The sequence below is a fragment of the Neopusillimonas maritima genome, assembly GCF_003576595.1.
Taxonomy (GTDB): Bacteria; Pseudomonadota; Gammaproteobacteria; order Burkholderiales; family Burkholderiaceae_B; genus Neopusillimonas; species Neopusillimonas maritima.
On sequence record NZ_NQOU01000004.1, the window covers coordinates 278,711 to 303,880 of the forward strand.

Sequence of the window (25,170 nt, forward strand, 5' to 3'; positions counted from 1 at the left end):
TTAAGTATCGCGCGTAACACGCAGCAGCTCTTCCAACGTGGTAACGCCTTGCTCAATCCAACGCTCCCCATCTTCGCGCAAGCTACGCAACCCGTTGTCACGGGCGTGATGACGCAAGCCCTGTTCATGAGCGCCGGAATGAATCATCTCGCGTGCGGCATCATCAACCACAAACAATTCGTGGATACCGGTACGACCGCTATAACCTGTATGGGCACAAGCCACACACCCCGCTGAAGAAGGTAACGCCACGCCGCGGCCATCCACCTCCTTGCACGAAGGGCAAAGCTTTCGAATCAAGCGCTGCGCCAACACACCTTGCAAGGTAGAGGCCAGCAGGAAAGGCTCAATACCCATATCAATTAAGCGCGTCACTGCCGATACGGCATCATTGGTATGCAGCGTAGCCAAAACCAAATGACCTGTTAAAGACGCCTGGACGGCAATCTGCGCCGTTTCCAAGTCACGGATTTCACCAATCATGATGACATCGGGATCCTGCCGCAAAATGGCACGCAGTGCCTTGGCAAACGTTAATTCGATGCGCGCATTCACCTGAGTCTGCCCAATTCCCGCCAGGTCATATTCAATCGGGTCTTCGACCGTCAGGATATTGGTGGTGGCGGTATCAAGTTGCGCCAGCGCGGCATACAGCGTGGTTGTCTTCCCGCTTCCGGTGGGGCCGGTTACCAAAACAATGCCATGAGGCAGATGCAACAGACTATTTAACCGGCTCAAAACATCGGGCGCCATGCCCAGCCGTGTGAGCTCCAGGCGTCCGGACTCCTTATCAAGCAAACGCAATACCGCGCGCTCGCCGTGCACAGTCGGTAGCGTAGACACCCGCACATCAATAGGACGCTTGCCCACACGCAACGCGATTCGCCCGTCTTGCGGCAAACGCTTTTCCGCAATATCCAGATTGGCCATGATTTTGATTCGGGAGACCAACGCGTTATGCAAAGCCCGACGCGGATTCACAATATCGCGCAGGGTGCCGTCAACGCGATAACGCACAACAGAATAGGTTTCAAATGCCTCCAAATGCACGTCGCTGGCCCCGTCGCGCACCGCCTGCGTAAACAAGGCGTTAATCATGCGAATGACGGGTGCATCATCGGCCATCTCAAGCAAGTCTTCCACCTCGGGAATGGCTTGCATTAAACGATCAAGATCAATTTCATTGGCGGCGGCATCCACCACTGCTGCCGCATCCCCGGTCTGCGCATACACCGAGGCCAGTAATGTGTCGAACGTCTCCTCGGCAATACGCCGTGTCGGCAGCTCACCGAAACGGCGCCGCAGTTCAATTAGAACCCAATCCGAGGCGCGTTCCGACAACACCACCGACACGCCCTCGGGAGTGGCCTGAATCAGCGCACGATGCGCTTGCGCCCAGGTATAAGGCACACGTGGCGTCATGATGGATTAGTTTCCGTTGATTGATCTGGACTGAAACCGCGCAAATCGAGCAGGCCGGTGCCGGGATTGCGATCAACGGCAGGCAGCGGCGCCACGTCGGCATCAGATGCCAACCAGGAGGCATCGTCCGGCAAGTTGGCCCGTACGGCTCTCATGTAGTTGTAGCGATCCAGCGTAATGCTCGCGCTGTCTTGCGCATTGCGAATGATGTGGGGCCGCAGGAATACCATCAGGTTGGTTTTTGTGCGGGTGCGGCTATCGTAACGGAAGAGCTGCCCAATACCGGGGATGTCGCCCAACAACGGCACTGAGCTGGTCGAGGTTGACAAGGTATCTTCCAACAGCCCCCCCAGCACAATAATCTGCCCGTCATCCACCAACACATCGGTTTCCAGCGCGCGTTTACGCGTAACCAATCCGTTCAGCGCACTCGATGCACTGGCGTCGATATCACTCACTTCCTGATACAGCGCCAGCTTGACCGTACCTCCTTCCGAGATTTGCGGACGAATCCTTAAAGTCAGGCCCACATCTTCACGCGAAACGGTTTGGAATGGATTGCTCGCACCGTCGCCGCTGGTGGTGTATTGGCCGGTCACAAACGGCACTGTCCTGCCCACCATAATGCTGGCCTCTTCATTATCAAGCGTCAGCAAATTAGGTGTCGACAACACATTGGCATTGCCGTTCGACTGCAGCGCACGCGCCAGCACGGAAAGATTCAGCACCTGGTTACCCAGAATATTTACGGTGCCGCGAACCACACCCAAACTCAGACCCTGAGCCAAAGTGTCGATTGAACTGGCCCCGGTTCGATTCAAGCCGCTGCCACCCAAGTTGGCACCACCGAAGAAAGACGAGCCGCCATTTTCAATATCATTCGCGCCCAACATCCACTGAATACCCAATTCAGCCGCATCATCCGCATTCACCTCAACAATCAGGCTTTCAACCAGCACCTGGGCCCGGCGTTGATCAAGCTGATCGATCACTTCACGCAAGCTGCGATAAAGCGGTGGCGGTGCAGCAATAATTAAGGTATTGGTTGAAGGGTCCGCCTGTATCGTTGCGCCGCCGGCACTAAATGAAACGGGCTGCGACCTGCCGGTGCGCGAGCCGCTACCGCCGGCCTGCATGCTATCAAGCATGGCCACACCCGGCATCGAGGCCGCCCCGCCAACCGAATTTACCGGCAACGCCCCGCCGTCCTGCTCGAGAGACTCATCCATCAGCTCGCCAAGGCCATTCGGATCGGAAACCTGAGCACGATTACCGTCGCCCGAGCCTGCATGGCCCTCGAGCGCACCACGTAAAACCTCAGCCAACTCCGTCGCCTGCGCGTTCCTTAAATACACAACGTGCAAATTTCCCCCGCCCGACTCCGGACTATCGATACGACGAATCAAGTTGCGCGCCTGCGCCAGCTTTTCCGGACTGTTTGCCCGCAATAAAACAGCATTGCTGCGCGGATCGGCCACCACCACAACCTGGCCCTGACTGTCACCACCCCGGCGATTACCCAACAATTGGTTTGCCAAAGCCGCCACATCAAGCGCGACGCCGTGACGGATCGGCATGACATCCGTACTCATGGAGTCGGGTGTATCAATACGCTCAATGACCTGGGCAATGCGCGCCAGATTATCGGCATAATCCGTTACCACCAACGTATTGTTCGATGGATAGGCATTGATGGTGTTGTCGGGCGCGATCATGGGGCGTAGAACCGGGACAAGGTTTGCCGCACTCTCATAACGAAGCTGGAACACGCGCGTTGCCAATTCGCCCCCGCCCTGTGACCCATCGGCCACCTGCACACCCTGCAACTTGGCATCCGCCTCGGGCACGACACGGGTCACCCCATTCACATCAACCGCCGCGAAACCGCGCATGCGCAACGCCGCCAATAGCATTTCATAAGCTGTCTGCGAATTCACCGGGGTTTCCGATACCAGCGTAAGCTGCCCGTTCACGCGCGGGTCCACCACGAAATTACGGCCCGTAAATTGCGCCAACGCCCGCACCACGCCGCTCACGTCTGCCTCAACAAAGTTGAGCATCGTAGTCGCGCCGTTATCATTCGCCGGGGCACGAGCCTGACCCTCGCGCTCGGTATTGTCGGTATCCGACATTGCATTGTCCCGCTCATACCGAACCGGCGGCACCGATTGCGACACCGCGTTAGGCGGCGCCGTCACGCGCCCCTCGCTTGCCGTCGCAGAAGTGCGAACAACCAAAGGGGACGGGCCCGAACCTACGGAAGACTGATTCATACCCGCACAACCGGCCAGCAAGCCCAATAAGGTCAAACCGGCAATAAGTTTGCCCTGCCCGGCAAGGCCCGGGGTATCAACACGCGCACTAGTCAATGGATGTCTCCAGATCATTATTTCTCTTTCTTCATTTATGGATTCGCACGATACCGCAACCGCGTTTCCCCGTTTCGATACGGCCCCAATGTCGCCAATAAATCTTGCAGCGCCGCCTGTGTTTGCGCCCCCACACCAGGGGCGGAACGGGCAACCACCTCGAAATTAAAATCAACCCTACCGTGAATAACGCCGTTGCCCTCAAGAAGCAATGGGCCCTCCGTTGTTTTCAGGCCCATTTCCACCGACCCCGGTTCACCTTGCGTTAGCGTCAACACATATTGGCCCATGGGACGAACCCGCGTTAACGACGACGACGCATTGAGCCAGTCGAGACGCAACAACTCGGCTCCCTGCGCGCGCTCAGCCTGGCCCAGAAACGACGCCGGCCAACTTGCCCGCAACACCCCACCGGGACCCATGGCCGCAATCCGGGCATCCAGTGTCGACAACACCAGCGCCGGCATTTCCAGCGACTGCCCCGATACACCCATGCCCGATAAGGCCGGTGCAAGGAGCAAGGGTCCATTCAACCAAGGATGCTCAACATACCATTGCGGGCGCGGCAGCCAGCCACTATTGCCCCAAACCAATCGCCACTCAACCGGCGTGGGCACAGTGCGCATTCGGCCCTGAACACCGACGGCAATCGTGGCACGCCCCTGCCACACCGTACCATCGGCATCCACAATAGACAAAGGCCAATTTGACGGCACCCACGACATCACCCACCGTGCAGGCAGCACGGCAAACGCAGCAGCGCCTGCAACAAGCAGGAGCCCCGCCACCTGAGCAACAATACGCCGCCTCACGAGGCCGCCTCACTGGGCTGCTGCAAAATTACTTCGCCGCTGAGCTGATCAGGCTGTGCCCTGCCCGACACGACAGCCCGTGCCAAATCAGCCGCATGGATCTGCAAACGCAAGGCGTAGGGGACGTCAGACAACCAAGCGAGCACATCGGCAGCGTTGGCGTTAGAAAAAACAATCAGCCAGCGCCAATTGGCTTGCCCACCCGCCCCCTCTTCCAGCAACTGAACCCGCGAACTTAACCCTGCGCTTTGCAGACTTTCCTCTATGGCACCACGCATCTGCTGATCAGGGATCGCGCCGGACACTTGCCGACTTAACGACTTTGCCTCAACAACCAAAGCTTGAATCTGCACCAGATCGGTGCGCAACTGCGGTATCGATACCTGTGCTTCATCAATCGTTTTTAACGCCGGACTCACAAGCAAAATCCAAACCGTTACAAGCAATAAAAAAGCCGCGCAAAAGCCAACCAGCCCACGCTCACGCGCGTTCAAACCCGCCCACCGAATTGAGCCATGTTGCACTAAAGACGCGCCGCGTATGCGAAGTGTTTGGGCCTGTGACCGCAACCTGAAAAGAAAACTCACCGTTGCGCTCCTTCGCTCACTTGATTCCGGCTGAAACGCCAAATATTGTTGTTCTTACCTTCGTCGCGACTCAAGGTCAGACCTTGTTGTTCAGCTGTCAGGCGCACTGTTTCAAAAGCCGCTCCAGCCCCGGTATTTTCCACCAGCACAAGCGTTAGCACTTGATCCTGGTAACGCAGGGCTTCAAGCTGAATATCGTATGGCCCAAGCAATGCTGCGACACCCAAACCCAGCGGAATGAAATCACTTTGCACGGCTGACCCCGTTGCCCGCAACAACGCATCACGCTCATTCTGTGCCTGACGCAACGGATCAATCACCACGCTCATCTGCGGGAATGCGTTTTGCACCTCGCGTACCGCCTGATCACGCAAACCTTCCATCTCCCGGTTCAATTGATTGGCATAAAGCTGCAAACCCGCCAACCACACCAGCACAGCCGCCGCGACCCAATACAACGTCGATTTCCATTGCCTGACCGGCGAATGCGGGCGCCACTTTGGCCGCGCAAAGGACCAATCTGGAAGAGGCGTTTGCCAGCGCGCGTCAACCGGCAAAGCAAGCTGCCGACCCGGATGAGGATCACGCTGCGGCAATGCGTGTGCCAGCGGCGTGATCCGTTGTACGTTCAAGCCCAAGCGCTCCAGCATCTGCCATCCATGCAGCACGGCTTTGCGATCCACCCAGGCAACATCCACCCCGCCTTCACTGCCTCTTGGCCCATACGCAATACACAAATCCTCTACATTGCTTAACGTCAATGGCTCAACGCATGCATTAATTGCGTCTTCACGTTGTGACGACCGAACCGGCGGAACCTGCACGGTGGCCACAACCGCATCGTCGGGATGCAGAATCGCCTCGACCCAATCAGCCCCAGTGCCTTGCGCGAGCGACTCCAGCGCTTGCTCACCACTACGCAGCAAACGTCCCCCTCGATCAAACAAGGCAAAAGCCACTTTCGTCGTTCTATCAATTTGATCCAGTTTCGGCAAAGCGAGTCGCAGGCGGGTTTTCATATTAATGTTCTATCCAGACAACAGCAGGCGGATTCTGTCGGGTACGATGCATCAACGCCTGCACAGTGGTTAAAGCCTCACCCAAGGACACCACACCGGAAACCTTGAACCAATCACTTCTTATTCCTATCGCGACCGCCAGGTTGCCCCCCCTCATTTGTGTACGATTCAAAAAATCACCCCGGCTATTGAACCATTGCCCCTCATCGCGCGCTTTGACCAACCCCCGCGCAGCGGCCAGACCCAACTCCGGCATCAGCGCACTTAGCAGTTCAGCGGGTGCGGTATTCACGTTAACAGGCCCCCGTTCAGGCAAAATCGTAATGTAATCTTTAATACGCATGATCGTCTGCACGGAAAAACCATCAACCCCTTCCAGGTCGCGCAAAGTGCGCAGACCAATCGGACCTTGTTGCGTTATTTGCGCTTGCTGCGAACCGGCAATACGCTGCGCAACCACCATAGCCAATTCCGGGGCCACGCCCAGCATTGAAAACAGGCGACGCAATACAGACACCGCGTCCGGCTGTATTTGACCCTCGACCGCCAACGCATTCAAATTGAATTTCCCCTGCTCATCTTCGATTTGGCCGGACACCTGGGCACTGCGAGTGCCATCCGGCAACGGCACTTCAAATCCCACAATTGCCTGCGACCACACCCCATTCGGCACGGTTAAAGCATGACGTCTCGCGTCATTAATCAACATCACGCGGGCCCAATCGAGCCCACCCCGCAATAACCACTCCGCCTGTGCGCGATCGCGTTCTCCAACAAGCAATCTGCTTAGCATGGCCTGTTGTTGAACCATACTTGCCGCCATCATTGAAACAGCCGCCACCACCACCAATGCGCCCACCACCGCCATGCCGCGCTGCATCGAGAACGTGTTAGGTCGACGGCGGGTGCTCATGGCAATAACACCACCTTCCGAAATACAGCGGGCGCGCCATTATCGATGCGGACAACGCTTACCTCGAACCCTTTCAGCCCTGTTTCGCTCGCGTCTGAATCCAGTGTTTCCGTCGGCGACACCCATTGCTGCTCAGCGCCCCACTCACGCAGGGAGAATGAGGCAATATCCTCCAGTACGACTTCATAACGATTCAATTCCGGCATCGGCAAAGTGTATGACGGATCACTGACCGCCCTTAGCAAACGTGAGCCGTCCTGACGCCACTCAACCAACTGCCAAGCACCATTTTCCCGGGTGCGAACTATAGACAAAACAGGCGAGCGCCAAAGCACGCCCACATGACGCTTCAAATCATGTTCAACCTGACCCAACACCCTTGCCAAAGACTGCGTATCCTGAATGCGTGTCTGCAAGATTTGAACCGAACGATCCGTCATGTCGAGCGCGCGCCAGGAAATCACACTCAGCAAGGCCATGAGTGCCAGCGCCACCAAGATCTCTATCAACGTTAAGCCGCGTTGCGCAGGTGTGGCTGCACTCATGGCAGCACCGATAACAAGCCGTTCAACTCGCCCAATACCGGGCCAGCGCCCAAACGGGCACGCACCGTCACAAGACGAAAATTGGCATTGATCGTATCGGCAAAAACCTGTTCACACACAAAATCCAGGCCACCTTGCGGACACGGCTGAAAACGACGCCCCGGAGCAGGCATTTCGCGCGACAAACGCAGTTCGGCTACCCGGTTTTCTACCGCTTGCAACGCCAACGTGCGTTGCTGCAAGGCACGTGTGCCGTCCACGCTCAAGCCCAATGCCCGCATGCCCGCCGCCAAAGCAATACCCACAATCGCCAACGCAATCAGCACTTCAACCAATGTAAAACCCGATTGATGCGAATAACCGCTCATGGCAGCACCCGATACTGCCCCTGGGCCGAACGCACTATCCGGACCTGAGTCAAACCATTATCCAGCTCAACCACCCGGGGACCCGACATCCATTCACGGTTGAAAACCGGTGTAATGGGCGGATCAACACGAACACGCACCGGCTCTTCAGATTGCCAGGCACGCGCCCGCAAGGTTGGATTACGCTCAGTGAGTGCTTGATGATTCAAATCGACATAACGCGCCAGATCGGCCGGCAGATACGGGGTTTGCAAAACCGACTCGAACTTAAAGCCGTTTGCCCCATACCGCCAGGCAATAGCCGTTGCCTGTTGGCGCGCCTGCGCTTGAGCCGCCGTAAAAAGCTGCGACAACACCTGCGCGTCTTGCTTCAATAGCCGGCGCTCACGGCCCGCCACCAGGCCAACCCCAACCAAAGCCGCCGTTGTCCCCATAATAGCCAGCACAACCAGCATCTCCAGCAGGGTAAACCCTTTTTCAGCGCGACTATTGCGACCAGGATCCGATATCCGCATCTTTTCCTTCGCCGCCCGGGCGCCCGTCTGCCCCCAAAGAGAACACATCCACTTCACCATGCACACCCGGATTCAAATATTGATAGGGTGTTCCCCAAGGGTCATTCGGCAAACGTTCCAAATAGGCTTGCCGCCCTGCCTGCGCCGAATCGCCGGCGCCCATTAGTGCGTTTAAACCTTGCTCGTTATTCGGATAGCGGCCATGGTCAAGCCGATACAACTTCAACGCCTGCATGAGCGAACCAATATCCTGACGGGCGGCAATGGCACGCGCCTGATCGGGGCGACCCATTAAATTAGGCACAATTAAAGCGGCCAATACACCCATAATGACCACTACCACCATAATTTCAATCAACGAAAAACCGCGTTGGCGGTTCAATCTTCTTTTACGCGAGGGCATCATTTACTTAGCCTGATATAGAAAATAGCCCGTTATCATGACAGACATAAACAGGTTTTGAATATATACCTTATTCTTGACGGTAAAAACCGATGTTTGCCATTATTTTTCAGTAGTGTTTTTGGTTGTAGTCATGGCAAACTCACGTTGCCGACAAAGCAATGCTGCCTCCATCCTATCTCATGACGATTCAAACATTCTCTACAGACCCTGTTGCGCCGCGCGTTGTACGTACCATTGCCGTTATCGCTCTGGCCGCGGGCCTGGGCATCTGGGCGGCGCTATTGCTCGCCCCCACCCCCCAAAAGCTTGCGCCCGTTTTGTCGACTTATTCCGCCAATCCCGGCATTCAGCCCATGGCGCAATGGTTCGGCGGGCGAACGCTTGGCATAAAAATTGATCTTGTCGGGGTTATTGCCAACACGGGCGGGCAAGGTGCGGCACTGCTCAGCATCAATAATCAACCTGCGCGTACGTATCGCAACGGCCAATCTCTCGCGCCTGGCATTTTTCTTGAAACGGTGTCACACAACGGTATCACCATCAGCCAGGATGGCGTGGCTGAAGATATTCCCATTACCCGCCAACAAGCCAACTATCCCAATGGCTTCATCACCCAGAACGCAAACTGACATTTATGTGGGAATGGGAACCTTGGGGTCTTAATCCGGCGGTCAGCATTGCAGCTGCTTTAATGTGGTCTTGGGGGCTCACATGGTTATTGCGCCAAGCCGCCTTGCGGCTCGTTGTACAAATCAACCCTCGACTTACCCGGCAAAATCCACTCCTCGATTTTTCCGCGCACATTCCAGTGTGGCTCATAACAACGCTCACCACTTTAATCACGGTGTGGCTTCTAGGACCGACACCCGTTGGGTTGGCAGTCATCGTCTTCAATAACGTACTGGTCACGCTTGGATGGGTCGACGCTCGGACGGGTCTGCTTCCCGATTTGCTTACGCTGCCCCTGTTGTGGCTGGGCCTGCTGGTTAATCTGAACGGGGCACTCACTCCCTTGCCCGATGCGGTGATTGGCGCCATAGCCGGCTACTTATGGCTATGGATCACCTTTCACGTCTTTTTCAAAACCACAGGCAAAGCCGGTATCGGGCAGGGCGACTTCAAGCTGCTGGCCGCCCTGGGCGCCTGGTTGGGTTGGATGGCTTTACCCTGGGTGCTGCTGCTTGCTTCCATTACGGCGTTGGTTTGGGCCGGCATCATGAAAATGCGAGGCCACCTTAAGCGCGGCCAGGCAATCAGCTTCGGCCCCTACCTTGCGGCAGGGGGCATTGCCATCATGCTTTATCTGTTGGCTTGATTATTTGAAAGCCACAGTCGGTAAACGCACTTAATTGCGTCGCTCTATTTACCCAAACCCGCGCACAAAGCCTCAAAGCAATCCGGATCCAATGCTGTGCCTACCGTCCCGCGCATGATCTCCAGCGCCTTATCCACGGGTATCGCACTTTTATACGGACGTTCCGCAGTAATAGCGTCGAAAATATCGGCGGTGGTAATAATGCGCGTTTCCAGCCGAATGTCTTGCTCCGTCAGGCCACGGGGATAACCGGCACCGTCCAGCCGTTCGTGGTGCGCGCCGGCAACACGGGCAAGCTCATTAAAGGCTGAAATACGACCGAGTATCGTCTCGGTATAACCGGCATGCCGCTTCACGGCGGCCCACTCTTGCTGATCCAAACTACCCGCCTTGTCGAGCACACTGTTGCTCACCCCGAGTTTGCCCACGTCATGCAATAACGCGCCACGTTTAAGCCAGCGCCGACTCGATGCAGATAGCTCCAGCCGGTTTGCAATCATGTCGGCATACTGCGCCACCCTGACACTGTGACCACTGGTGTACGGGCTTTTGGCGTCCACCACTTCACCAAAAGCAGCGGCAATATCATCCAAATAATCTTCATCGAGAACGACTTGATGATGCAACGGCTCCAAATCATGCACCGCGCCGTCGATAGCCGGCGAAGACAACATATCCCAGAAAAGCGGGTCACGCGAAACCGCGTCGAAAGCCTTTACCAGCGCCGGATCGAACCAGCGCCCCGAACGCAGGTTAATTTCATCCAGGGCGGCCTGTGCGCCACCTTCGGTATGAAAGACATCAATCACCTGGGCAAGCAAGGCAATACGCGAATAAATGGGAATCTGATCGGCAACAAGACCGTCGGGATAACCTTTACCGTTGTAATGTTCATCAAGGCTGCGAATACCCTCGGCAACTTCAACAGGGAACCGCAACAAACGTGCGATCTCGGCGCCGCGCTGGCAACGCGTTGAAATCAGTTCCTGTGTGAGCTCATCGGCATTGCGAATAACGCTCATGACACGCCTGAACCGGTCGGCCAAGCCCTCGCTCAAACCCGTATGACCCAGCACGAACGACAACGCACGCGGCTTGCTGTCGCCGACTGTTTTAAAGCCCTTTTTGAACTGTAGATCGTCGGTAAGATAGAGTTCGCAAATGCGCGCCGCATTGCTGCTACACCCCAGATCCTTCAGCAGCAATGTGTAATAAAGTTCCCAAAGCTGCTGTTGCGATAAGCCGATTTGGCGGCCAATATGCATACCGATCCAGCAACAACGCACACAATGGCCCGGTGGCTGTCCTTCTGTGATGTCAAGCGCATAGCTGAACGCGCCCATCAACTCCGAAAGTTTCAATGTTTTCATTGTTGCCACCACACAATGCAGCATTGTGTTTTAAATGGGTTTTGGGCTTAAGGTTGCCGCGAAACTTGATCATACGCGTTGCTCTTACGCGGCACAACGGAATTTCCCACGCAAGGACTTGCAATCAGCCGATTGCAAACCTGCCGCCCCACCACCCAGAATATTGATCTTCACTTTGAGGCCTCCTGCGCCAATTTTTCTGCAATAAGAGCACGTAAAGCGGCGCGGTCAAGCTTGCCCACCCGTGTTACGGGAAACGAATCGCATGACTCGATGCGTTCGGGCAATTTATATTTGGCCAGGCCTTTTTCAAGTAAGAACGCACCCAGTTCTTTCACCGTGGGCAACGTGCATCCTTCACGTGCAATCAGAAACGCACAAGCTTTCTCGCCATAGATTTCGTCCGGCATGGCCACCACCTTGCCATCGGCAATGGCGGGGTGACGGGCAATCAAATGTTCAATATCTTCGGTTCCAAATTTCTCTCCGCCCCGGTTGATGTTGTCGCGCATACGGCCTTCGAAGCAGTACACCAGTTCGCCATCGATACGGCGCGCACGCACCATGTCCCCGGTTCTGAAGAAGCCGTCGGGCGTGAAGCTCACAGCGTTAATGTCGGGCGCGGAGTAATAGCCCTGTAACGACGAAGGCCCGCGAAAGCAAAGTTCGCCCACTTCATCCACTGGCAGCTCATTAATGCCACCGGGCTGAAGAATACGTATTTCATCGTGCGGTGAGCACCGCATACCGATACTGCCGTGGCGAATCTCGGCCGAGGCGCCGGGCGTGCCCGTTAAGATCAGGCCCTCGGTAATGCCGAACATATTGGTTGAGCACACACCTGTGGCCCGCTCAATCGACTCTGCTCCCATAAGCGTAAACAACATCTTCAACGATGACAGATCATGTTTCGCAACATGCGGATAAGAAGCAATGGCGGGCGCATGCGGGCCGATCGTAAAGGCAAACTGCACCTTCTCGCGTTCAATCATGTCGAAGTAGCGCGCTACATCCCAACGTGGCATCAATACCGTTGTTGCAGGGTAAATGACGGCCCGCACAATCGAAAAAAGCATGCCCGCGTTATGCAGAACAGGCAAAGCCCAAATACCAATATTCCCAGCTTCCATTTCATATTGGTTGCACCAATCCCGCCCATGCGCCAGGTACTCACCATGAAAACGGGGAATAATTTTCGGTACACCCGTTGAGCCCCCGGATAACTGAAAAGCCGCCACATCGCCCGCACTGAACTCGTCGGATGTATCCAAAGCGGGCAACGATTCAGCACACAAATCGTCAAGTGTGTGCACACCCTCAACTGTCTCTCCACCCGTCGAAATAACATGGGGAATATCGTGGCGCTTGGCCATATCCGCCGCAAATGACAGCAAGTCGAAGTTGCCGCCCGCATCCTTCTGCACGAAATAACCTTTGGGCTGTGTAAGTTTGGCTAACGTGCCAATTTCAATTTCACGAAATTGCGGAATACTGCATACGGGAATGACCCCCGCTTTAAAGCAACCAAACAATGCAATAGCGGTTTCAATATTGGTGCCCATTTGAAACATCGCGCGATCGTGCAAACGCAAGCCCAGCTTGCGCAACGCAGCTGCCAAACGGTCGGTTACCGCATCAAGCTGCGCGAAAGTAATTCGGCGCTCATCACACACATAGGCGACTTGATCGGGTGCAATTTGCGCCGCATCGCGCAGCGCCTGGCCCATTGTTCTGCGCTCCCACGCGCCGCACCCGGTATAGAAACGTGCTTTTTCGGCATCGGGATAAACAACCCCGTCGATACGATTAAGTGGTTGAATCACTGCTTTGTCCCCCTTGTTTTCGATCAATAATAGACAGGAAGGGTTATAAATACAATGAAGGAACTATTATTATTACTATTCACCATTTAAATAGTTTGGCTCATGCTCAGTATCAACAATCTCAGTAAACACTACGACGGCCATCTGGTATTCCAGGGTTTAACATATACGTTCGAACCGGGATGTTTCGCACTATGCGAACAAGAAAGTACCGGTAAATCCACCTTGCTGGGTATTGTTGCAGGGCTCATCAAGCCCGACTCGGGCGACGTTTTTATCGACGGCATCTCATTAACAAAAGATCCGAAACACGCCAAAAGCCGAATCGCCTATGTACCCGACAACACCATGGAATTTCCCATGGAAACGGGCCGCTGGCTGCTGGAAAAAGTCGCGTCAGAGAAAAACGCGAACATCGATGACGACGTACTCGACTTGGCATCCAGGCTCGAGCTGACGCCGCATCTGGACAAACGCTTTGAACAAATGTCGACGGGCATGCGCCGCAAGGTTTACCTTACGGCAGCCGCAATCGGCAACCCTGCCGTTGTAGTTTTAGACGGCGCCACAAGCGGATTAGACGCACGCGCCTGTGCCGTCGTGGCAGAGCAATTCAAAATCTGGGCTAAAGATCGCGTCGTCCTGTTCGTCAGTTTCGACTTCGATCTGGTGCAAGCCTGCGAGGCGGCCACCCTAGAAATCACTCGCCTTCACGCAGCGTTACGCGACGAGGCTGCCTCGCGCTGACGCTTGGCTTCCTCTAACAGATAGACCTGATAATCGTCCAAATCGCCATCGAAGTCTTGAATTCCGCCACGCGACACCAGCCAGAATTCGTCGCAAACCGAACGCAACAAGGCACGGTCATGGCTGACCAACATCACCGAGCCTTCAAACTCATTCAAAGCCACACTCAGTGCCTCGCGGGTTGCCAAATCCAAATGGTTGGTGGGCTCATCAAGTAGCAGCAAATTAGGGCGCTGCCACACAATCATGCAAAGCACCAAACGCGCTTTCTCACCGCCGCTCATGCTGCCAACCGCCTGCTTGACCATATCGCCACTGAAATTGAAGGTGCCCAGAAAATTACGCAAACCCTGTTCGCGGCATTCCATGGCACTGGGACGCACCCCGGCGGGGGTGTCTCGTACCAGGCGTATCATGTGTTCCAGCGGATTTTCGGCAGGCCGCAGAACGTCGAGTTCTTGCTGGGAAAAATAACCGATATTCAAGCCTTTCCCGGTAATGATTTCACCCGCAATAGGCTGCAACGCCCCCGCAATGGTTTTCACCAACGTCGACTTGCCCTGCCCATTCGCGCCAAGAATACCAATACGGTGTCCCGCCAAAACAGAACGATTGGCGTTCTGAACGATTACCGTAGGCGTCGCATTAGAGGGCGCATCCTCCGGCGGCGGATAACCAAAGCTAGCAGCAGTAATCGCTAACATGGGGTTGGGCAGATTAAGCGGTGCTTTAAAGCCAAACTGGAACTCGGCATCTGCCAGAACCGGCGCAATTTTTTCCATGCGCTCAAGGGCCTTAACACGGCTTTGTGCCTGTTTGGCTTTACTGGCTTTTGCCTTGAAACGGTCGATAAACTTTTGCAGGTGAACCACCTTTTCCTGCTGCTTCGCATGGGCCGCCTGTTGCAACGCCATTTGTTCCGCCCGCATGTCTTCAAACTTGCTGTAATTGCCGCCGTAGCGTACCAACCTGCCATTGTCGATATGCAGCGTCACGTTAGTCACGGAATCCAGAAACTCCCGGTCATGACTAATAACAACCATTGTCCCGGCATAATTCTTAAGCCACGCTTCCAGCCATACCAACGCATCTAAATCCAGGTGGTTGGTCGGTTCATCCAACAGCAGCAAATCCGACGGGCACATTAACGCGCGCGCCAATTGCAGGCGCATACGCCAGCCGCCCGAGAAACTGTTCACCGGCTTGTCGAGTTCAGCCACACTAAAGCCCAGCCCCAGAATCAGGGCCTGAGCCCGCGAAGGTGCATCGTGTGCGCCGGCGTCGTGTAATGCCGTATAGGCGTACGCCATGCGCATGCCATCGTCACTTTCCTCAGACGCCGTCACTTCGTGTTGGGCCGCCAGCAAAACCGTATCGCCCTCCACGACGAAATCGGTCGCACTTTGTTCCGTTTCCGGCATGTCTTGCGCCACTTGCGACATACGCCACTGCGCCGGAATAGAAAATTCGCCACCGTCGTCGTGCAAGGTGCCGTTCAACAAAGCAAATAACGAAGACTTGCCCACGCCGTTACGCCCCACCAGACCCACTTTCTCACCGGGATTCAGCGAGACGGAGGTTTTATCAAGCAATACTTTGCTGCCGCGACGCAAGGTCACGTTTTTAAGGATAATCATTAAGGGCAGATCTTTATTTTGAATGCACAAACCCCTTAACCAAGGTGGGCTGGGATCTGAACAAAGGATGGTGCGGCGGGGGCCAACTGGGCGGCGCACCTGGAAGCAGGGCGCTAAAACCGCGCAAAAACAGCACGAATTGTAGCATTTGAGGCTTTCTACCGTATATTCTGTGCTATACGCAGGCCTTACCGAAAGGAAAAAACATGGCAAAAAAGAACACGCTGGATCCCGATGAAGCAGCGCTTATTCAATGGTGTATTGAAGTAGAAGGCCTCCTGGTTGCCGCAGGCGCAACCGTGCGTCAGGCGCAGGAACATATTGAAGAACAGGCCGAATGGTTTACCGACCTGTTTTACGACGGGCTAACGCCTGAAGAGGCGGCGAAGGAGGCGCTGAATTGAAGCAGACCGTATCAAAAGCATGGGGAGCTGTTGTGTCGTGTGCCGCTACGCAGTACAATATATTATGATTAGGCGTTTCCGCCATAAAGGACTTGAGCATTTCTTCGTAACGGGTTCAATGAAGGGAATCCAACCTAATCACGCCAAAAAATTAGGGCAAATTCTGCGCGTTCTGGACGTCGCTGTATCGCCGGCCGAACTAAATCTACCCGGCTTCGGGTTGCATCCGTTGCACGGCAATCTTGAAGGACATTGGTCAATTGTGGTTAACGGAAACTGGCGTATCACGTTTGTTTTTGAAGGGCAGGATGTAGATATAGTCGATTATCAAGACTATCACTAATCGAGAAAGACATGAGTACCTTGCATCACCCACACCCTGGACACACCTTGCGCGATCAAGTAATTACGCCGCTCGGCTTATCAGTCAGCGAAGCGGCGCAAAAGCTGGGTATGTCCAGAACTGCCCTTTCTCGTGTGATTAACGGCAAAGCCGGCATCAGTGCGGATTTGGCTATCCGCCTGGAGATGGCAGGCATCAGTACCGCCCGGTTTTGGACTGCACTGCAAACAGAATATGATCTTGCGCAGGCCCGCCTGCACAAGCAACCCCCTATTGCACGACTGATGCCTGATGTACCGTTTACCTCATAATCATCATGACTTCGGCATCGGCAAGGCCGGCGGGGTTATTTCAGAGTTCAGCGGTGCACTTACAATCTCTTTGGCATTCAAATCGAACGAATTCAGATCAATACCGCGCAACACCTGATTGTCGTACGTCTTAACGTAGTACATGCCATTGGAAAGATCTGCCACGGTCGACCACTGCGTATATTCAAGCGGATCATCGCCTTGATCTTTTTCGCGCACCCAGCCTTTTGGAATATCAAAGTTATTCAGAATATGCTCGGCCAAGCGCACACTTTCGGGGCCGCTTGCCACCGGCTCAACACTCATGGTTAAGCCAAGCGCGCGAATGAAACGCGAGGGGGGCGTGCCGTCGCCAGGGATACCCAACAGACCCGAGCCTTGTCCAAAGGGCGAAATTGTCATGCCATCCAACTTAAGTGGCTCCGCATTCACACTTGAAAGCTTGACGTAGTTACTTAGGTTCGTAAGGTGCCAATCGAAAGTCGGTGAGTTCGTCATCACGCCCACGGGGTTGTCGTACACCTTCAACTTGCCATCGATAGGCTCAACAACCAACGACGCCCCACTTGCATCATGCAGTGTGTAATGCAGCGGCGGTGCAATTTTCAGCGCCTCCTGAATCACCTTCACAACAGCCACTTCGTTATTGTTAATGGCCGCTTTCACCTCTTCCACCGTTGCAAAGTTCGTCAATGCCCAGGTTAAGAAATCCCAAGGGGCAAGCGACTTGGCCGGATCCGCTTTGGCGGGGTCAGCGTAGTTGGCAAAGCCGGGGAAATACAGCACGCCGCCTGCCAAACCTTTCTCGTTCATGCCGTCAACCAATGTACTCATGCCAAGCCCATTCAAACCCACGGCAGCATATTTGCCTGTCCAGGTCATCGCTTCCTTACCATCGGGGCCGATGGAAGACAGCTTATGGTTGCGCGGAATCACCATGGCTTTTGAATCCATGGAAAAACCGAACTCCATCGTGCGGCCATAAACCGACCCGCCATCGCTTGTAGGAATTAAAAAGCTCGTGCAAGCCGACGCAACATGCGGTGCCAGCATGGCTGCAGTCAGCAACGCTGCGGCAGTTTTGCGCACGGAACGGCGCCAGGAAAAAGTAGAAGACGAAACGCTGGAAGGCATAGGGTAAAGTCCTTTCTTTCGTTGTATGGATTAAGCTTCAACCAGGGGTAAAGCCGCATCCCTAAAGGGACTCCCCCGTGCCCGTGCGGGCATGCTGCGAGGATAACATAGCGGTTAACTTCGCCGACGTTGCCAGAACGGCTGATCAGCCCAGCGAGGCTGCATGCCGTAATAATAATTTCGTTGCGTTAAATACGTTTGCCACAATTGCTGCTGTTGCGCGCTATATTGACCAATATAAGTGTTGCTGCTGCTTAACCCTGCTGCTTTTTCTTCAAAGTCACTTAACGCGTAATGAATCATATGCCCGGCATGGCTGGCGGTTCTAAGCGCCTTGTCGATACCTTGTGAAGACAGCGGGTCGTAAGCTTGCGCCGCATCCCCCACCGCCATCCAGGCATCACCGCAAAACGCTTGTAAACACTGGCTGTTAGCCGGTGCACCGCGAATCGTGCCGCAAGGTTGGTAGCCCTTGGATTCAAGCAAAGGCCCAATATGGGTCGAGTCGCCCAGCAACGCGTCGAAGCCTTCCCGGCGCGCCGCCATTTTGGCTGCCGGTAAATCTTTATCGGAATGAAACACCACCAGGCGCATAGGTTCGCCGCCTTCAACAGCCGGTAAGCGGTTGCTATACCACCACCCATTAGGCGCCGCCTCAATCCGTGTGTAGTGCTCCTCATCGGGGTTCGCACAGGAAAACCATTGTGCATAGGCGAACAACTGGTCGTTATCGGGAACCGGCTGAACACCCAACGCCTTGGCCACCGCAGCCCGACGACCGGTGCAATCGACCAGATAGCGCGCACGAACCTGCATTGTTTGCGTTTCGGAACGAAGCGTTAATTGCCAATTAAAATCGGCGTCTGTGGTCGTATGCACGCAGGATTCGAAGCGCACCTCTTCAAGCAGCGCAGCACCCGCCGCAACGGCCTTTTCCCGAAGGGCCTTATCAAAAGCCAGTCGTTCAACGCACAAACCGAACCCCGTCGACGTAAAAAAGAACTCAGTGACATCGGGCTGTTCGGATGCCCAAACCGAAACATTCCCGGCCGTTCTAAAAACGCCTGGAAAATTTTGTGACGGGTCTTCAATATTGCCCAGGAAATGCTTAACGATACCGATGGAAGCAGGGGGCAGCGATTCGCCCAACTTGAAGCGGGGGGCGGTTCGCTCCTCTACCAGCAGCACACGCCGGCCAAACCCGGCCAGCGTGATCGCGGTTGCAGCGCCTGCCGGCCCCGCCCCCACAATCACCACATCCCACGTACCATCGGCCGGGTCGAACTGCGCTAGCGACACAAATTATGATGCTTTGGTCGACGGCTTGTTCAAGGCCGGATCGCGCTCTTGCTCGGTGAACACAATCGACCCTTTATCCTTCACGAAACTACCGTCGCTATTCTTCATGGGCAACACCATGCCCAATCTCGGCCAGGCATAATCCATTTGCTGGTAACCGTCGGTAGACGAAAGCGGTTCGCCCTCTGCATCGTAGCCACGGAACCACTCTTTGTGTGTTCGGGTTTGCGTTGCCGGGTCGTATTCAAACACCACCTCGGGCCGTTGTGTGGGCCACCAAGCTTCGTTGCACGACCAGAAATCGCCCTGCCACGGGCTGGACATATACGCAGCCAGCGAACCCGCCTCGACATCTTTACCCACACGAAACGCCTCAGCAAAATACTCGCGGTAAATAATCAAGTAAGGAAACTCGATACCTGGGTGGAAACCGCCCCCAATGGTGGGTTCGAGTGCTGAACTATCCAAGGCATGCGGTTGCTCGTTCAACGGCAACTGATCGAACGGTTTGGGTTCAATGGGTGTGCCGACATCGAAGTTACCGTCGGCCCAATTCTGCATGTGTTTCAACTGCCAATCGGTCAGGCTTAGGAACTGGTCTGGCAAGTCGATGCCCAATTGCTCATTCTGCAAAGGTTTACCGCCCGTGCCCCACAACTTGGGCATTTTGGAGGCGTCTTCTTCGCGTTGGAACTCTTCGTTCTTCCAACTGGTGGGCCGCTGAGGGGGAGGCGGCATGAGCGAATCAACCAACTTGCCGTTCTTCCCGGGCGCATGACGCATTAAGCTATAGATTCGTTGCCGAATGGGCTTCATCTGTTCGCTTGGGTCGGACAACAACTTCAGATAATCGGCGTTCAGCAAATTACCCGGCTGGTTCGGGCCATGGGCACGCCCCTTTGTTTCACTTGTCAGGCCCGCCGCCTCGGCGCTCACCCAGCCATAATTCACCGCATTGGCGAAGATCGGATACACATCGCGGTAGAAATTCGTTTTCTGGTTGGCGTACGGATACGACTCGGGGAAGGCCTCGTACACGCGATCGCGAATCGACACCACGTGATACATGTAGGGAGAATACTTTGGCGGCGCGGTCACCACCCAGGCCCCATTTGTAGGGTTGCGCGTGCCGTCGTCCATTTCCGATTTCACGTTATCGCGCGTGCTCAGCACCGTGCCGTCGTTCAACGTCACGGTAACGTCGATTTCGCCGCCACAGGTGTCGTCCCACCAACCTGGAATATTGAAATAAGCAAACTGGTTCGTTAGTGGGTTCTGGCCATTATCGGGCCCATTCGGCGGCGACATGGTTTCACTGGGGTTCGACATAATCACCTTGGGCGTGGTGACACTTTCGCCTTTCCCCGGTGCGGCCACAAATATCAATCGGCCTTGGTCATCAACGCGAAGCTGCCCCAGTTCAATATCTTTCGCCGCAGTGTAGGTCACTTCCACTTCCTTGGAAGGATCCTTCGGCGTAAACCCTTCAAAACGCAACTCTCCGGGCAAGGTGCCTTTCTCGATACCCGTGAAGACATCGCCCTTCATGACGACCGGGTCTTTCTGACCCGAAGCAATCGTGTGCACACCCGGATCAATAATTAATTGATCGCGCTCAATGGGCTTCTTTCCTGGCTGAATAGACGGGTTACGCAACTTATCGGGGTCGAACAAATAAGCGCCCTGAAACGCATAATTGGCCGACTTCATATTGCGCACATGAACCCGCCAGCGCAAGGATTTGACCGCGTCTGAGTCGGACGTTAGCTCGCCGATGACTTTATCGTTGGCGTCGTAGGCATACACCCGGTAGCGCTGCGCCTGACGCTTCAACCGCGCCTGGCCATCGCGGTAGGTGCCGCCGTTGGGCCCTGGGCCGCCGCTACCGCCCGGATCCACCACAACCCCCGGCGCTTCAGGGCCGATAAAGAATTCGTCGCTGTTCCCCAGCCTGGCAAGGCCGATACCAGGATGAATGCGAATGCGCTTAATCTGCTCGGACACGGCTTCTTTCCTTTAAAAATTGTGCTTAAAAAATAAGGCTGCCTAACCGGCGCTCACGATTTTCCAATCGAGTAAGTCGGCCGATGCCACCTTATACCGATTACCAAAATGCTCGATGCTGGCGTAGGTGAGCCCGGCGGATTGCGTATGAGCCTGTACCGAAAAGCCCCCGCCGAAGCTAGCTTTGATTGATTTTTCAATACGCGCGTTCATTGTCGCGTTCTGCACATTATTTGCATTAGCGACTTGTGCGGCCATAGCCATGCCCGGCACCATTAACGTTCCCGCCGCAGCACAGCCCTTAATGAAATCCCTACGCTTTATGCCCATTTGCACCGCCCCTTAATTATTGCGCCCTTGGCATGGGCGCTGCTTGTTTAGCAAACTACATCAGAATAATGAAACCATTATGAAACGAGCTCCGTTTGAAGTCTAGACCTGTGCCCGCAAATGCACTAATCGCGCCCCGCTTTTGCAATGGCATCAGCAATTGCCTGCGGGTCGGTAAACCACACCTCGTGGCTCCCGCTACACTCAACATAACGAAACAGCCCCAGCTTCTCCGACAAACGCGGATGCCAGCCCAGGCTTTGCGGCAAGGCGGTGTCTTCGCGACAATTTACATAACTCTTCGGAACAGGACTGGCCGCCATAGGTTGGCTTAACACAACGCCGTCTTGAAACGTTTTATAAGGATGCGGATTCAGCTTTTCATAGGCGCTGGTGGCCAAGCTTAACGAAGCATCATTAATGAACGCCTCGCGCCATACCGGAAACGGCAACATCACCGCACCATTGTTCTGCGCTGAAACCGCATCGAAAAGCTCAACATAATGCGGCGGTACCAAATCATTCAGCGCCTCGCCGGGATCAGGCACAAACGCATTCACATAAACCAAGCGTGCCAAACGTTCGGGGCGTAAATCCGCCACCCGCGAAATCACCATACCGCCGTAGCTGTGGCCCACCAAGCGAACTTCGCTCAAATCATGTTCGTCGAGGTACGCCGCCAGCGACTGCGCCGCGTCTTCCAAACCAATAGTGGCACGATCATCGCCGGGCCGGTTTCCCGCCAAAGTAGGGCACATGACCAAATGGCCGCGCGAACGAAGATGCTCTGCTGTGGGCTCAAGCTCCGCCCCCGTATGCCAAGCTCCGTGAACCAACACATAAGTTAATTGCGTCATGGTGCGTCTCCTTTAGTGGTTTTGAAGACAATGCTAGCAGAAGCAACGACGATTAAGAAGTGATCAACAGCTGGCCGGCGGCATGGTGAATCATCCCGGCTCAGCCAGAGCAAGTTACGTTAGCCCCTGTTCATTCGGGCCGCGCTGTCGAAGAAAATGTAAAGATTTACCCCTTGCCAACACAGCATTAACGATGCGATCGCAACGTGCACCGTCGAATGAAAATGCATCGTCCAGCGTCAGATCAATATCGTTCGCCAAACTCGCACGTAACAGGCTGCGGGCTCGATGGTATCGAGTGCGCACGGTTGCCTCCGGCATTTTTAGTGCCAACGCAACTTCTTGTGTCGTTAACTCCTCCACGGCACGTAACACAAACACTGTTCGGTACAAGTCGGGCAGCTGCTCAATATGCGCCTCTATGATCTTGCGCAACTGCGCCCGCATTGCAAACCGTTCAGGTTGTTGGTCGGACTTATCCGTTAACGAAGCCTGCACTTCAGGATCAGGTGAATTGATGGTGGTATCCAAAGGAATAATTTGAGCACTTTTACGCCGCAATCGCCCAAGCGCCTCGTTCACGACAATTTGTACTAACCAAGTTGAAAGTTTGGCCTCCAGGCGAAAATTGGGTAACGCTTGCCAGGCTCGCAAATAGGCCTCCTGCAGCGCATCTTCGGCCTCTGTATCGCTGTTCAAAATGCTACGCGCCGTTCGAAATAGCAGCCGATTATGGCGGCGCATAATTATTTCAAAGGCTTCGTCGTTGCCAAGTGCAGCAGACGCGATGAGCTCTTTTTCCGGCGTAGCCTCTGAATAAATGAGGGGTGTTCTTAATTGTGTGGTTTGCATGGCAACCCTAAATTAAATGCCTATAGAACTCATCCCGAAGTGCTTTATCATCTTTGAAAGCACCGCGCATGACAACATTTTTCATCAAGGCGCCATCGTCCTTAATGCCTCGCCAGTGCATACAAAAATGGCTCGCTTCCATCACCACGGCCAAACCATCCGGCTTTATATGCTGTTCCAATTCATCGGCAAGCATCATGACCGCCTCTTCCTGTATTTGCGGCCGGCTCATAATCCACTCACAAATGCGTGCGTACTTGGACAAGCCAATTAAGTCTGACGATGCGTTGGGTCGCACACCGATCCACACCTTGCCCATAATAGGGCACAAATGATGTGAGCAAGCACTACGTACTGTGATCGGCCCCACCACCATCAACTCGTTTAGTTGTGAGATATTTGGGAACGCCGTTATTGAAGGCGCGTGTTCATAGCGCCCTTGGAACACTTCGCGAATAAACATTTTGGCAACACGTTTTGCAGTGTCGGCAGTGTTGTGGTCATTCTCAACATCGATCACCAGGGCCTTGAGCATTTCACGCACACAACTTTCGACTTCTGCATGCAGCGCGTGCATTTCGCCGTTTTCTATAAACGCAGCAATATTGTCATTGGCATGATAGCGGTGCCCGGCGGCAAGCAGTCGAGAGCGGATCCGATCTGAGACGCGTGAGCTTCCCATAAAAGGACGATTTTCTATAGGAGGGGTCGGTAAGGTTGCAAGCATGGGTAAATTTAATCTCTATTCTTCAGAATGCCGGCAACATCGGGAAAACCAGCAACCGCCGCAGCCGGCAATAACGCGTCGGTCGTTGCGTAGGGCCGCACTGAGGCATCGACATGTCCAACCACGATTCGGCCGACCATGCCCGCATGCTCATGGGGGATGCAAAAGTAGTCGTAAATACCCGGCTTATCGAACTTTAGTGCAAAAGATTCGTCGGGCATTAAATAGCCGGAATCCCAAGACGCGGCTCCGCCGGGAATTCGCAGGGGTTTGCCATTGTCGGGATGATAGGCAGTGACCGTATGAACATTTCCCACCTCATGATTGACCCATCTAACGGTTTGGCCGGGTTGTATGAACAAACCACGCGGACGAAACCAAACATGTGCGCCAGATGCAGCGCCGGACATGCTGATTTCAACCGCTTCAGCGGCAACAGAACGCCTGGAAAAAAGGGCTGACAGCAACAGGCCGGCGCCACCCGATAGCAAAGCGCGCCGGCGCGCATTATCGACGAACGCTTTCATTTGGCAACCCGGCTTTCCGCATTTGCCGGTACATTCCAAAGCACGATATGAATGTGTGGCTCGGCAACGCCGGGGTGGCCCGCGTTATACACAATATCAACGTGATCAACCGACCCTGCAGGCGCTTTTAAATCATTCAGATTCATATCCGGTGTCATAAGCGACAACGGAATCATATAGGTGGTGTTAACCAGCTTACCGTCGCGGTCGTAACCCAGAAAAGGGCCGGCGGGCAGGCTGTCTGGATCGACAAAAAGCTGCCCCATACCCGGGATGAAATCCGGCAGTTTCACCAATGAACTCACTGCTTTGTGTGGCGCAGGAGGAGGAGCCTGCAACACTGAAGGCTCTGCGGCGGCAACACCGCCGACGGTAAAAGCAAACGTAGCAGCTGTTGCAGCTGCAGCAATAACAGGACGAATCATGAGGATGCTCCAAAAGTGCGTGACGGGAGTCGCCACGTCTTACCCATTAGATGCAACCACCTTTGATTCCGTTTCAACGCTCATTGATATTTAACGCCCAATCACCCCG

At 54.7% G+C, this 25,170-nt stretch carries 28 protein-coding genes and 1 pseudogene; 6 read left to right on the forward strand and 23 right to left on the reverse strand.

The window, feature by feature from the left end; translation table 11 throughout:
* The 11 genes and pseudogenes from gspE to CJO09_RS15955 form a co-directional block, all read right to left on the reverse strand.
* On the reverse strand, positions 1-1,422 hold the full coding sequence (gspE, locus tag CJO09_RS11715; protein ID WP_119442502.1) for a type II secretion system ATPase GspE: 1,422 nt from the start codon (positions 1,420-1,422) through the stop codon (positions 1-3).
* Positions 1,419-3,809: a type II secretion system secretin GspD gene (gene gspD / locus CJO09_RS11720; protein ID WP_245961312.1), complete on the reverse strand. Its 2,391-nt coding sequence runs from the start codon at positions 3,807-3,809 to the stop codon at positions 1,419-1,421. The genes gspE and gspD overlap by 4 nt, the downstream gene beginning before the upstream one ends.
* 17 nt (positions 3,810-3,826) lie before the next feature.
* Positions 3,827-4,603, reverse strand: a complete 777-nt coding sequence (gene gspN / locus CJO09_RS11725) for a type II secretion system protein N (protein WP_119442503.1) — start codon at positions 4,601-4,603, stop codon at positions 3,827-3,829.
* Positions 4,600-5,190: a type II secretion system protein GspM gene (gene gspM / locus CJO09_RS11730; RefSeq protein WP_158582751.1), complete on the reverse strand. Its 591-nt coding sequence runs from the start codon at positions 5,188-5,190 to the stop codon at positions 4,600-4,602. Before gspM ends, gspN begins: the two co-directional genes overlap by 4 nt.
* Complete coding sequence (gene gspL, locus CJO09_RS11735) at positions 5,187-6,209, reverse strand: type II secretion system protein GspL (RefSeq protein ID WP_119442505.1); 1,023 nt, start codon at positions 6,207-6,209, stop codon at positions 5,187-5,189. The genes gspM and gspL overlap by 4 nt, the downstream gene beginning before the upstream one ends.
* Position 6,210: 1 nt before the next feature.
* Complete coding sequence (gspK, locus tag CJO09_RS11740) at positions 6,211-7,122, reverse strand: type II secretion system minor pseudopilin GspK (protein WP_119442506.1); 912 nt, start codon at positions 7,120-7,122, stop codon at positions 6,211-6,213.
* Entirely contained in the window at positions 7,119-7,667 is a 549-nt protein-coding gene (locus tag CJO09_RS11745; protein WP_119442507.1) for a PulJ/GspJ family protein, read from the reverse strand. Before CJO09_RS11745 ends, gspK begins: the two co-directional genes overlap by 4 nt.
* Positions 7,664-8,035: a type II secretion system minor pseudopilin GspI gene (gene gspI / locus CJO09_RS11750; RefSeq protein WP_119442508.1), complete on the reverse strand. Its 372-nt coding sequence runs from the start codon at positions 8,033-8,035 to the stop codon at positions 7,664-7,666. Before gspI ends, CJO09_RS11745 begins: the two co-directional genes overlap by 4 nt.
* Entirely contained in the window at positions 8,032-8,550 is a 519-nt protein-coding gene (locus tag CJO09_RS11755; protein WP_158582752.1) for a prepilin-type N-terminal cleavage/methylation domain-containing protein, read from the reverse strand. The genes gspI and CJO09_RS11755 overlap by 4 nt, the downstream gene beginning before the upstream one ends.
* Entirely contained in the window at positions 8,522-8,956 is a 435-nt protein-coding gene (gene gspG, locus CJO09_RS11760) for a type II secretion system major pseudopilin GspG (RefSeq protein ID WP_119442510.1), read from the reverse strand. The genes CJO09_RS11755 and gspG overlap by 29 nt, the downstream gene beginning before the upstream one ends.
* A pseudogene (locus tag CJO09_RS15955) lies at positions 8,957-9,031 on the reverse strand (hypothetical protein); the annotation flags it as partial.
* Positions 9,032-9,114: 83 nt separating this feature from the next.
* On the opposite strand from CJO09_RS15955, the gene CJO09_RS11765 reads away from it, so the two are divergent.
* Together CJO09_RS11765 and CJO09_RS11770 are read left to right on the forward strand one after the other, a co-directional pair.
* Positions 9,115-9,585 (forward strand): type II secretion system protein N, encoded by a 471-nt coding sequence (locus CJO09_RS11765; RefSeq protein ID WP_119442511.1) that lies wholly within the window; start codon positions 9,115-9,117, stop codon positions 9,583-9,585.
* A gap of 5 nt (positions 9,586-9,590) precedes the next feature.
* Entirely contained in the window at positions 9,591-10,271 is a 681-nt protein-coding gene (locus tag CJO09_RS11770; protein ID WP_245961313.1) for a prepilin peptidase, read from the forward strand.
* Positions 10,272-10,315: 44 nt separating this feature from the next.
* Here the strand turns inward: CJO09_RS11770 and CJO09_RS11775 are convergent, their stop codons facing one another.
* Together CJO09_RS11775 and CJO09_RS11780 are read right to left on the reverse strand one after the other, a co-directional pair.
* Positions 10,316-11,641, reverse strand: a complete 1,326-nt coding sequence (locus tag CJO09_RS11775; protein WP_119442575.1) for an HD-GYP domain-containing protein — start codon at positions 11,639-11,641, stop codon at positions 10,316-10,318.
* 170 nt (positions 11,642-11,811) lie between these two features.
* Entirely contained in the window at positions 11,812-13,464 is a 1,653-nt protein-coding gene (locus CJO09_RS11780) for an AMP-binding protein (RefSeq protein ID WP_245961314.1), read from the reverse strand.
* Positions 13,465-13,566: 102 nt separating this feature from the next.
* Between CJO09_RS11780 and CJO09_RS11785 the strand changes: the two genes are divergently transcribed.
* Positions 13,567-14,211 (forward strand): ATP-binding cassette domain-containing protein, encoded by a 645-nt coding sequence (locus tag CJO09_RS11785; protein ID WP_119442512.1) that lies wholly within the window; start codon positions 13,567-13,569, stop codon positions 14,209-14,211.
* On the opposite strand, the gene CJO09_RS11790 is transcribed toward CJO09_RS11785, so the two are convergent.
* Entirely contained in the window at positions 14,175-15,848 is a 1,674-nt protein-coding gene (locus CJO09_RS11790; RefSeq protein WP_119442513.1) for an ABC-F family ATP-binding cassette domain-containing protein, read from the reverse strand. The two genes, CJO09_RS11785 and CJO09_RS11790, sit on opposite strands and share 37 nt — an antisense overlap.
* 206 nt (positions 15,849-16,054) lie before the next feature.
* Here CJO09_RS11790 and CJO09_RS11795 point away from each other — a divergent pair, with 206 nt between their 5' ends.
* From CJO09_RS11795 to CJO09_RS11805, 3 genes are all read left to right on the forward strand, one after another.
* Entirely contained in the window at positions 16,055-16,252 is a 198-nt protein-coding gene (locus tag CJO09_RS11795; protein WP_114420237.1) for a hypothetical protein, read from the forward strand.
* A 64-nt stretch (positions 16,253-16,316) separates the two neighbouring features.
* Complete coding sequence (locus CJO09_RS11800) at positions 16,317-16,595, forward strand: type II toxin-antitoxin system RelE/ParE family toxin (protein WP_114420500.1); 279 nt, start codon at positions 16,317-16,319, stop codon at positions 16,593-16,595.
* 11 nt (positions 16,596-16,606) lie between these two features.
* A complete protein-coding gene (locus CJO09_RS11805) occupies positions 16,607-16,906 on the forward strand; it encodes a HigA family addiction module antitoxin (protein WP_114420236.1) in 300 nt (99 codons plus the stop codon).
* Positions 16,907-16,909: 3 nt separating this feature from the next.
* Here the strand turns inward: CJO09_RS11805 and CJO09_RS11810 are convergent, their stop codons facing one another.
* From CJO09_RS11810 to CJO09_RS11850, 9 genes are all read right to left on the reverse strand, one after another.
* Positions 16,910-18,040 carry a linear amide C-N hydrolase gene (locus tag CJO09_RS11810; protein WP_119442514.1) on the reverse strand — a complete coding sequence of 377 codons (1,131 nt, stop codon included), beginning with the start codon at positions 18,038-18,040 and terminating at the stop codon, positions 16,910-16,912.
* Between the two features lie 114 nt (positions 18,041-18,154).
* Positions 18,155-19,339 (reverse strand): NAD(P)/FAD-dependent oxidoreductase, encoded by a 1,185-nt coding sequence (locus CJO09_RS11815; protein WP_119442515.1) that lies wholly within the window; start codon positions 19,337-19,339, stop codon positions 18,155-18,157.
* Positions 19,340-19,342: 3 nt separating this feature from the next.
* Positions 19,343-21,343: a LodA/GoxA family CTQ-dependent oxidase gene (locus CJO09_RS11820; RefSeq protein ID WP_119442516.1), complete on the reverse strand. Its 2,001-nt coding sequence runs from the start codon at positions 21,341-21,343 to the stop codon at positions 19,343-19,345.
* A gap of 42 nt (positions 21,344-21,385) precedes the next feature.
* On the reverse strand, positions 21,386-21,673 hold the full coding sequence (locus CJO09_RS11825; protein WP_119442517.1) for a twin-arginine translocation signal domain-containing protein: 288 nt from the start codon (positions 21,671-21,673) through the stop codon (positions 21,386-21,388).
* Between the two features lie 125 nt (positions 21,674-21,798).
* A complete protein-coding gene (locus CJO09_RS11830; protein WP_119442518.1) occupies positions 21,799-22,530 on the reverse strand; it encodes an alpha/beta hydrolase in 732 nt (243 codons plus the stop codon).
* 114 nt (positions 22,531-22,644) lie between these two features.
* Complete coding sequence (locus CJO09_RS11835; protein WP_119442519.1) at positions 22,645-23,382, reverse strand: RNA polymerase sigma factor; 738 nt, start codon at positions 23,380-23,382, stop codon at positions 22,645-22,647.
* A 7-nt stretch (positions 23,383-23,389) separates the two neighbouring features.
* Positions 23,390-24,109, reverse strand: a complete 720-nt coding sequence (gene folE, locus CJO09_RS11840; protein WP_119442520.1) for a GTP cyclohydrolase I — start codon at positions 24,107-24,109, stop codon at positions 23,390-23,392.
* 8 nt (positions 24,110-24,117) lie between these two features.
* Entirely contained in the window at positions 24,118-24,636 is a 519-nt protein-coding gene (locus CJO09_RS11845; RefSeq protein WP_119442521.1) for a cupredoxin domain-containing protein, read from the reverse strand.
* The gene (locus tag CJO09_RS11850; protein WP_245961315.1) at positions 24,633-25,061 is read right to left on the reverse strand and encodes a DUF5602 domain-containing protein; all 429 of its coding nucleotides are present in this window, start codon (positions 25,059-25,061) and stop codon (positions 24,633-24,635) included. The genes CJO09_RS11845 and CJO09_RS11850 overlap by 4 nt, the downstream gene beginning before the upstream one ends.
* Positions 25,062-25,170 lie beyond the last annotated feature (109 nt).